We start from the raw sequence: 9820 nt of genomic DNA, 5'->3' as shown, positions 1-9820 counted from the left end.
CATTTTAGCTGTTTTTTATCCTTATGATTAGTTGTAGAATACTACCTATTCTGAGTTGTCTGCTTCATAATTCATCATTTTATTGTAATTCCTAAAAAGATTTGTTATGTGTAGTGATTTAGTATTTGCTTAATTGGATCTATGGTTTAATTAGGTATTTGGGGTGGTTATTTAAAGGATAATCTTTATTAATCATAGTGAATGACTTGTCATTTTTACAAGAGGTTGGGATGTTAGACGTTGTTGAACTTTCTCGCATACAGTTTGCCTTGACTGCGTTATATCACTTCATTTTTGTTCCTTTAACATTAGGTTTGACTTTCGTATTGGTAGTTATGGAAACGACCTATGTTGTAACGGGCAAAGAAGTCTATAAAGATATGACAAAATTCTGGGGTAAGTTATTTGGTATTAACTTTGCCCTTGGGGTGACCACCGGTATCATTATGGAATTCCAATTTGGTACTAACTGGTCTTACTATTCTCATTATGTAGGTGATATTTTCGGTGCGCCGTTGGCGATTGAAGCATTACTTGCGTTCTTCTTAGAATCAACATTTGTTGGTTTGTTCTTCTTCGGTTGGGATCGTTTATCGAAAGGCAAACATTTACTAACCACATACTGTGTTGCGTTTGGTTCAAATCTGTCCGCAATGTGGATCCTCGTTGCAAACGGTTGGATGCAAAATCCGGTTGCCTCAGAATTCAATTTTGAAACTGTACGTATGGAAATGACCAGCTTCATGGATTTATGGTTAAATCCGGTTGCACAAAGTAAGTTCTTACATACGCTTTCTGCCGGTTATGTAACGGGTGCCTTCTTCGTATTGGGGATCAGTGCATACTATTTATTAAAAGGTCGTGATCTTGGATTTGCAAAACGTTCTTTCTCTATTGCTGCAACCTTTGGTTTTATTGCTTCGATTTCAGTATTAATTCTTGGTGATGAATCAGGTTATGATATTGGTAAAGCACAACCAGTGAAATTGGCTGCAATGGAAGCTGAGTTTGAAACCCAACTAGCGCCGGCATCATTTCATATCGCAGCCATTCCTAATACGGCTGAAATGAAAAATGATTTCGAAATTAGTGTACCAATGATTGGCGGTATTGTTGCAACCCGTTCTTTTGATAAAGAAATCACAGGTTTAAAAGAACTCCAAGCTTTAAATGAGCAAAGAGTACGTAGTGGTATCGTGGCTTATGATCTTTTCACTCAATTAAAAGCTGAGAAAAAAGCATCGGGTCAAGTGAATCCGGAAACAAAAGCAAAATTTGAAGAGGTGAAAAAAGATCTTGGTTTTGGTTTATTGTTAAAACGCTACACTGATAAAGTAGTGGATGCGACGGAAGAGCAAATTAAACAAGCTGCACGTGATACCATTCCAAATGTAGGTCCTAACTTTTGGGCATTCCGTGCAATGCTTGCTGTAGGCGGTTTACTCGCTTTATTAGCCTTAGGTGCTTTTGTTCAAAACTTACGTAATAAAGTGACTCAAAGCCCATTATTGTTAAAAGCATTATTATGGGGCTTGCCTTTACCGTGGATTGCTATTGAATGCGGTTGGTTTTTAGCTGAGTATGGTCGTCAGCCATGGGCAATTTATGAAGTGTTGCCGGTAGGTGTATCTGCCTCAAATTTAGCTGTGGGTGATCTTTGGTTCTCTATTGGTTTGATTTGTGCACTTTACTTGGCGTTTATCATTGTTGAAATGTATTTAATGTTTAAATATGCACGTTTAGGTCCGAGTGCATTGAAAACCGGCAAATACTACTTTGAACAATCATCTAAATAAACAGGAGACGAATTATGATTGATTATGAATTTCTACGTTTTATTTGGTGGGTGTTAGTCATTGTATTGCTGATCGGTTTCTCTGTAACTGACGGATTTGATATGGGCGTAACCGCACTTTTACCTGTTGCGGGTAAAAAAGAAGTGGAACGCCGTATTATGATTAACTCAATTGCTCCTCACTGGGATGGTAACCAAGTTTGGTTATTAACTGCCGGTGGTGCAGTATTCGCAGCATGGCCAATCGTATATGCTGTATCGTTCTCAGGTTTCTATATTGCACTTGTATTAGTATTAGCTGCACTATTTTTCCGTCCAATCGGTTTTGAGTATCGTGCAAAAATTGATAACCCGACATGGCGTGCTGTATGGGATTGGGGGTTGTTTGCCGGTGGTTTTGTTCCAGCATTAGTTTTTGGTGTGGCATTTGGTAACTTATTACAAGGTGTTCCATTTGAGTTTAATGAAATCGCACAGGTGACTTATACCGGTTCGTTCTTTGCATTGTTAAATCCATTTGCCTTATTATGTGGTGTGATTAGCTTAGCAATGCTTGTAACACACGGTGCAAATTGGTTACAAATGAAAACTACCTCAGAATTAAGAGATAGAGCTCGTGCAATAACCCAAGTCGGCGCATTTGTAACTTTAATCGCATTTGTCCTTGCCGGTGTATGGTTATACTTCAAAGATGGTTATGTTGTCACCAGTGCTATCGATCACTTTGCTCCGTCTTCTCCTATGGGTAAAGAAGTTGCTGTTGAGACCGGAGCATGGTTCAGAAACTTCAATGAGATGCCTATTTTATGGATTTTCCCTGCTCTAGCAGTAGTGGGCGCATTGTTGAATGTGATTTTCTCAAAAGCGAATCGTTGTGGTTTTGCATTTCTATTTTCCTCATTAACTATGGCTGGTGTGATTATTACTGTTGCGGTTTCTATGTTCCCATTTGTGATGCCTTCAAGCTCACATCCTGAACAGAGCCTATTAATGTGGGATGCAACATCAAGCGAATTAACGCTAACTTTGATGCTTTTCTTAGCGCTGGTATTTGTGGTTATTTCCCTTGCTTATACCATTTGGTCATACTTTAAAATGTTTGGTCGTTTGGATGAAAGCTTTGTGGAAGAAAACACAAACTCATTATACTAAAGGAGATATGAGATGTTATATGTAATTTGGGTAGTGGGTATTTTAGCGGCAGTTTTTGCCAGTGTAAAAGTCACAAAAAATAAAGAAAATTCAGGGCAATTTGACGAATAATGATTCAATTTCTCTATCAATATGTTAATAAGGGTTCGTTAAGAACCCTTTCATTTATCTTGGCGATTATATTAACGCTCGTCCTTTTGTTTAATTTCAATTTGTTTTCTACTCAATTGAGAACAACCAATCCGTTTTGGGTTATTTTCATTCTATGGGGAGTAGTTTGTGGATGGATTCATGGAATTGGCTTTGAAATTAACCGCACTTTTTGGCAAATAGTTTTTTTTCCTTATTTTGGCTATTTTGCGTTTTTATTTGCAATGGTTGTACATTATACATAAATCATACTTTAGCCATTTGAAAGTACTTGCGCAGAGTGAAAACTGACTCTAGAATAGCCAATTTCAGGCGATTAGATGAGGAAAACGAAATGGATTCGAAAGTTTTTCGTTTCTCTGTACGTGTTTATTATGAAGATACGGATGCGGGCGGTGTGGTCTATCATGCACGTTATTTGCATTTTTTTGAACGTGCACGAACGGAGTATTTAAGAGAACAACGTTTTTCGCAGCAAAAATTATTGCAGGAACAACAAAACGCATTTGTTGTTAAATCAATGGCAATTGATTACTGTGTTCCGGCAAAACTGGATGATTTTCTTATTGTTGAAACAGAGGTCACTGCAATAAAAGGAGCAACAATCCTCTTTGAGCAACGACTAATGAGAGATACAGTGATTTTGTCAACGGCTACTGTTAAAGTAGCCTATGTTGATCTGGGTAAAATGAAACCGGCAGCCATTCCAGCCGAAATAAAAGCTGCCTTTTCAGACAATATATAACCTTTCTCGGAGTAGGTAATGACTGCAGAATTGAACTTTTTAGATCTTTTTCTCAAAGCAAGTATTGTTGTTCAACTTGTAATTGTGATTTTGATTTTATTCTCAATTATTTCGTGGGCAATTATTATTCAGCGTAGCCGTGTATTAGCGAGTGCGTTGAAAGAAGCAAACACATTTGAAGATCGTTTTTGGTCGGGCGAAGATCTTAATAAATTATATGAGGGGTTATCAAACCGCCGAGACGTATTGACCGGAAGTGAACAAATTTTCTTTGTAGGATTTAAAGAATTTTCACGTTTAAAACAAGTTAATGCCGATGCGCCCGAAGCGATTATTAAAGGAACGACTCGAGCGATGAATTTGGCAATGAATCGTGAAATTGAAAGTCTTGAAAGTCGCGTTCCGTTTTTAGCGACCGTTGCTTCCGTCAGTCCTTATATTGGGTTATTTGGTACGGTTTGGGGAATTATGCATGCGTTTATGGCGTTAAGCGGTGCGAAACAAGCTACATTACAAATGGTTGCTCCGGGCATTGCAGAAGCATTGATTGCCACTGCGATTGGCTTATTTGCAGCAATCCCTGCAGTGATGGCTTATAACCGCTTAAGTTTACGTGTGAATGCAATTGAGCAAAATTATGGTAACTTTATTGATGAATTTACTACAATTTTACATCGCCAAGCCTTTGGTAAAGCACCACATTCTCATTAAAAAAATAACAGAAAAATCAACCGTACTTTTTTGAAGTGCGGTCGTTTTTAGCGAAGTTTTAGAGGAAAATATGGCTCGTCGCTCACGTAAAGAAATTAAATCGGAAATTAATATTGTACCGTTTTTAGACGTTTTACTTGTATTAGTGCTGATTTTTATGGCAACTGCACCGATTATTAGCCAAAGCGTTCAAGTTGAACTTCCCGACTCAGTGCAAAGTCAAAATGTATCGAATGAAGATAAAACACCAGTGATCCTAGAGGTTTCCGGTGTTGGCCAGTATACACTTTCTATTGCGGGTGATCGTCAAGAAGGTTTAACGGAAGAAATGGTGACTCAATTATCAAAGCAGGAATTTGATAAAGATAATAATACGATGTTCCTCGTTGGAGGTGCAAAAGAAGTGCCTTATGAAGAAGTCATTAAAGCCTTGAATTTACTTCATCTGGCAGGTATTAAATCGGTTGGTTTAATGACAAACCCAATTTAATAAAGTAGGTAACACGTGCAGAATAATCGACAGAAAAAGGGTGCGAATGCGTTTGTTATTTCGATTCTCATGCACCTTGTCTTGTTCGGATTGTTGATTTGGAGTTCTCTCTATCAGACCGTTGAGATTATGGGCGGTGGTGAAGGTGATGGTGATGCATTAGGTGCCGTCATGGTTGACACCGGGAATGCTGCGCAGGAATGGGGGCGAATCCAACAGCAGAAAAAAGGTCAAGCCGATAAGCAGAAAAAGCCTGAACCTGTTGTTGAAGAGAAACCGGCAATAGAACAAGAGGATGTTCGCCAACAAGAAATTGCGAAACAGGAAGAATTAAAACGTCAGCAGGAAATTCAGCGCCAAAAGGATATTGAACGTCAAAAACAAGAAGCGTTGGAAAAACAGAAACAACTAGAAATAGCCCGCCAGGAAATTTTAAAAAAACAAGCGGAAGAAACTAAGATAAAACAGATGGCAGAAGCCGCTAAACTAAAAGCAGAAGCTGAGGCGAGACGTTTAGCTGCGGCGGCAAAACAGGCGGAAGAAGCGAAAGCAAAAGCAGCGGAAAAAGCAAAAAAACAGGCGGAAGAAAAAGCTAAAAAACAAGCAGAAGAAAAACAAAAAGCTGAATTAGAAGCCAAAGCTAAGGCTGCAGCTGAGGCAAAAGCTAAAGCCGATGCTGAAGCGAAAGCGAAGGCCGCAGCAGAAGCTAAACAGAAAGCAGCCGCTGAGGCTGCAGCGAGACGTAAGGCTGATCAAGCCGCTTTAGACGATTTTATGAATGGTGGTAATATTGGTGGCGGTAGTGCTTCTAAAGGAGGCAGTGCCAATAAAGGAGGAACTCAAGGTAGTGGAGCTGGATTAGGTGCTGGTGACGGAGGCAAGGTTGGCGATCAGTATGGCGGTATAATTAAGAGAGAAATTCAGCGTCGATTCTTGAAAGATCCTAGTTTTGCTGGCAAAGTTTGCCGTATCAAAGTTCAGTTAGGCAGAGATGGTACGATTTTGGGTTATCAAAAAGTATCAGGTCCGGAAGATATTTGTACTGCAGCGTTAAGTGCTGTTGCAAGAACCAAAAAAGTTCCTGCTGCGCCGTCTGATGCAGTGTACAATAAGTATAAAGCGCCAATTATTGATTTTGATATTAAATAATTAATCTTTGGAAAGTATTAATCAGTTTACTCAAGGGTAACAAAATGAAATTAATTAAAAAGCTTGTAGGTGTGTTTGCAATCGTTTTGGCTATTGTAGGCAATGCTGTTGCAGAAGATGAGGTTCGTATTGTGATAGATGAAGGTGTTGATGGCGCCCGTCCAATTGCAGTTGTGCCATTTGCAGGAGCCGCACCGGAAGATATTGGTAAAATTGTTGCGGACGATTTACGTAATAGTGGTAAATTTAATCCAATCCCAGTGGCTCAAATGCCTCAAAAGCCGATTTCAGCATCTGAAGTCAATCCGGAAGCTTGGAGTGCTTTGGGGGTTGATGCGGTTGTGGTAGGTCAAGTAACGGCAACAGGTAGCGGTTATAACATTTCTTATCAGCTTGTTGATACGGTTGGCGCATCCGGTACTGCGGGGACAGTGCTTACTCAAAACAGCTATACTGTAACGAATAAATGGTTACGTTATGGTGCGCATACTGTAAGTGACGAAGTATTTGAGAAATTGACAGGCATTCGTGGTGCTTTCAGAACGCGTATTGCCTATGTGGTACAAAAAAATGGCGGTTCACAACCTTATGAAGTACGTGTAGCGGATTATGATGGTTATAACCAGTTCGTAGTAAATCGTAGCTCTCAACCAATTATGTCTCCGGCATGGTCGCCGGACGGTAAACGTTTGGCATATGTATCATTTGAAAATAGAAAATCACAGTTAGTAGTTCAGGATCTAGGTTCTGGTGCTCGTAAAGTTGTCGCTTCGTTTTCAGGTCATAATGGCGCTCCGGCATTTTCACCGGATGGTTCTCGTTTAGCTTTTGCTTCGTCACAAGATGGAACCTTAAATATTTATGTGATGAGTTCAAATGGTGGAACGCCAACACAATTAACACGTGGATCGGGTAATAATACTGAACCATCATGGTCGCCTGATGGTAGTTCTATTTTGTTTACTTCAGATAGAGGCGGTTCACCTCAAGTTTATCGTATGAATGCAAACGGTGGTGGAGTAACCTTAGTTGGTGGTCGCGGCAGTGCTCAAATTAGCTCTGATGGTAAAACGCTTGTTATGATAAATGGTAATAACAATGTGGTTAAACAAGATCTTGCAAGCGGTGCTTCTGAAGTTTTAAGTACATCTTTCCTAGGTGAAAGTCCGAGTATTTCCCCTAATGGTATTATGATTATCTATAGTTCTACCCAAGGATTAGGAAAGGTGCTACAATTGGTTTCTGCAGATGGTCGCTTTAAAGCGAGCCTTCCAGGAAGTAATGGCCAAGTAAAATTCCCGGCTTGGTCTCCATATTTAACTAAATAAAAATGTGATTATTAGGAGAATCTAATGAACAAATTTGTTAAATCATTATTAGTTGCAGGTTCTGTAGCAGCATTAGCAGCATGTAGTTCCTCTAGCAATGATGCAGCCGGTAACGGTGCAACAAACGGTCAAACTTTCGGTGGTTATTCTGTTGAAGATCTTCAACAACGTTACAACACAGTATATTTCGGTTTTGACAAATATAATATCGAAGGTGAGTACGTTCAAATCTTAGATGCGCATGCTGCATACTTAAATGCAACTCCGGCATCAAAAGTGATTGTTGAAGGTAATACTGACGAGCGTGGTACACCTGAGTACAACATTGCTTTAGGTCAACGTCGTGCGGATGCAGTTAAATCTTTCCTAGCCGGTAAAGGCGTAGAAGGTCGCAAAGTTTCAACAGTTTCTTATGGTGAAGAAAAACCTGCAGTATTAGGTCATGACGAAGCAGCGTACTCTAAAAACCGTCGCGCTGTATTAGCATACTAATTTTAGATGAATTTGATTTTCCAAAGGTAGAGATTTGATCTCTACCTTTTAAATTTTTATCCCTATATTTAGAATAATTGGTGACTATTCCATCAATTAAATAAAAAATAGAAAAATTTTTCTTGCGTAGAAAAATAAAATCAGTAATATACGCGTCTGTCACAAATGATGTGGGTCGTTAGCTCAGTCGGTAGAGCAGCGGACTTTTAATCCGTTGGTCGAAGGTTCGAATCCTTCACGACCCACCATTCCGTATAGATCTCATTATGGGTCGTTAGCTCAGTCGGTAGAGCAGCGGACTTTTAATCCGTTGGTCGAAGGTTCGAATCCTTCACGACCCACCATCTAGTTTTATACTTCTCCCTTACTTATTGTTAATTGGTTATTGTGCTTGGTGCTTGAATTTTCTCTAATTGAGTCCTGCTTTTGGCTTTTTATTGATAAGTAATCTTTATTTTTAAAATAAGGAAATTCTTGACCTAAATTCAAGGTTATTATGATAGAATAACCCGAGTTTTTAACCAGGTAATAAAGCATATGTTTGATCGTGTCCGAATTGTTCTCGTCGAAACCTCACATAGCGGGAATATTGGATCTTCAGCAAGAGCGATGAAAACAATGGGGCTTTCTCAGTTGTACCTTGTTTCGCCTAAATCTATCGATGAACAATCTATCGCACTTGCCGCAGGAGCGAATGACATCATCAATAATGCAAAGATAGTGTCAAGTTTTGACGATGCGGTGGCTGATTGTTCTTTAGTGATTGGAACAAGTGCACGTTTACGTCACCTACAAAACACATTGATTGAACCACGAGAATGTGCAGAAAAAGTGACAAAGCATCATGGTAAAGTTGCCATTGTTTTTGGGCGAGAACGTGTGGGATTGTACAATGATGAATTATTAAAATGCCATTATCACTTAACAATTCCGGCTAATCCTGATTATTCTTCATTGAATTTAGCAATGGCTGTTCAGTTGGTTAGTTATGAATTGCGTATGGCGAAGTTAGCTAAGGAGCCAGATTCTTCGTTACTTTTTTCAAAAAATTCGACAGAAAACCAGCCGGTGACGCTTCAAGATATGGAGTATTTTTTTAATCATACTGAGCAGCTGTATCAATCTCTCGGATTTATTCAAAATCAAGGTGTGATGCAGAAACTAAGGCGTTTATATAATCGTACGAATATGGAAAAAAATGAGCTAAATATTCTGCAAGGTATGCTAAGTGCGGTTGAAAAACGGTTAAATTTGCCCAAGATAGATAGTTGATTATTTTGGTCAGATATGTAAACATTGGCGCAATTTTTTAAGGAAACTTTATGAAACTTACCTCAAAGGGACGCTATGCGGTGACCGCGGTGCTAGATATCGCACTAAATGCAGAATCTGGCCCGGTGAGCCTTGCTGATATTTCTGAACGTCAAAATATTTCATTATCTTATCTAGAACAACTTTTTGCTAAATTACGTCGTGATGGATTGGTGAAAAGCGTCCGTGGACCCGGTGGGGGGTATCGACTTGGATTACCAAGCGATAGAATTTCTGTAGGAATGATTATTTCTGCCGTAAATGAAAATATCCATGTGACAAAATGTCTAGGTAGAGGAAATTGCCAAAACGGAAAAGAATGTTTAACTCATGCTCTTTGGGAGGACCTAAGTAATCGTATTGAAAGTTTTTTGAATGAAATTACTTTAGCGGAACTTGTTAGTAAGCGTGAACAAAAGCATCAATCGCATCGTGATTTTGAAAATTTAATATTAATGAATCCATAAAGGAAAGTAGTCGCACATTTTAAAGTGCAG

Annotated in this window: 11 protein-coding genes and 2 tRNA genes; all 13 read left to right on the top strand. The window is 39.2% G+C overall.

Annotated features, from left to right (window positions below; genetic code table 11):
• The first annotated feature begins 230 nt into the window (after positions 1–230).
• Positions 231–1796, top strand: a complete 1566-nt coding sequence (locus BKL51_RS03565; RefSeq protein ID WP_077465367.1) for a cytochrome ubiquinol oxidase subunit I — start codon at positions 231–233, stop codon at positions 1794–1796.
• Between the two features lie 14 nt (positions 1797–1810).
• Complete coding sequence (gene cydB, locus BKL51_RS03560; RefSeq protein ID WP_077465366.1) at positions 1811–2947, top strand: cytochrome d ubiquinol oxidase subunit II; 1137 nt, start codon at positions 1811–1813, stop codon at positions 2945–2947.
• 110 nt (positions 2948–3057) lie between these two features.
• Positions 3058–3342, top strand: a complete 285-nt coding sequence (gene ybgE / locus BKL51_RS03555; protein WP_077465365.1) for a cyd operon protein YbgE — start codon at positions 3058–3060, stop codon at positions 3340–3342.
• An 89-nt stretch (positions 3343–3431) separates the two neighbouring features.
• Positions 3432–3842 carry a tol-pal system-associated acyl-CoA thioesterase gene (gene ybgC / locus BKL51_RS03550; protein ID WP_077465364.1) on the top strand — a complete coding sequence of 137 codons (411 nt, stop codon included), beginning with the start codon at positions 3432–3434 and terminating at the stop codon, positions 3840–3842.
• Between the two features lie 18 nt (positions 3843–3860).
• Positions 3861–4553, top strand: a complete 693-nt coding sequence (gene tolQ, locus BKL51_RS03545) for a protein TolQ (RefSeq protein ID WP_077465363.1) — start codon at positions 3861–3863, stop codon at positions 4551–4553.
• A 70-nt stretch (positions 4554–4623) separates the two neighbouring features.
• Positions 4624–5043 carry a colicin uptake protein TolR gene (gene tolR / locus BKL51_RS03540; RefSeq protein ID WP_059365638.1) on the top strand — a complete coding sequence of 140 codons (420 nt, stop codon included), beginning with the start codon at positions 4624–4626 and terminating at the stop codon, positions 5041–5043.
• A 15-nt stretch (positions 5044–5058) separates the two neighbouring features.
• Positions 5059–6192, top strand: a complete 1134-nt coding sequence (tolA, locus tag BKL51_RS03535; RefSeq protein WP_077465362.1) for a cell envelope integrity protein TolA — start codon at positions 5059–5061, stop codon at positions 6190–6192.
• 44 nt (positions 6193–6236) lie between these two features.
• The gene (gene tolB / locus BKL51_RS03530) at positions 6237–7520 is read left to right on the top strand and encodes a Tol-Pal system beta propeller repeat protein TolB (protein WP_077465361.1); all 1284 of its coding nucleotides are present in this window, start codon (positions 6237–6239) and stop codon (positions 7518–7520) included.
• A gap of 24 nt (positions 7521–7544) precedes the next feature.
• Positions 7545–8012, top strand: a complete 468-nt coding sequence (gene pal / locus BKL51_RS03525) for a peptidoglycan-associated lipoprotein Pal (protein ID WP_077465360.1) — start codon at positions 7545–7547, stop codon at positions 8010–8012.
• Between the two features lie 172 nt (positions 8013–8184).
• Positions 8185–8260, top strand: a tRNA-Lys gene (locus BKL51_RS03520).
• A gap of 20 nt (positions 8261–8280) precedes the next feature.
• Positions 8281–8356, top strand: a tRNA-Lys gene (locus tag BKL51_RS03515).
• 193 nt (positions 8357–8549) lie between these two features.
• A complete protein-coding gene (gene trmJ, locus BKL51_RS03510; protein WP_077465359.1) occupies positions 8550–9284 on the top strand; it encodes a tRNA (cytosine(32)/uridine(32)-2'-O)-methyltransferase TrmJ in 735 nt (244 codons plus the stop codon).
• A gap of 50 nt (positions 9285–9334) precedes the next feature.
• Entirely contained in the window at positions 9335–9790 is a 456-nt protein-coding gene (iscR, locus tag BKL51_RS03505) for a Fe-S cluster assembly transcriptional regulator IscR (RefSeq protein ID WP_077465358.1), read from the top strand.
• Positions 9791–9820 lie beyond the last annotated feature (30 nt).

Origin of the sequence: Rodentibacter sp. Ppn85, from assembly GCF_001999335.1 — a bacterium.
Taxonomy (GTDB): domain Bacteria; phylum Pseudomonadota; class Gammaproteobacteria; order Enterobacterales; family Pasteurellaceae; genus Rodentibacter.
Note: the sequence above shows the minus strand (reverse complement) of the source record. Positions and strands in the feature narration are given on the sequence as shown.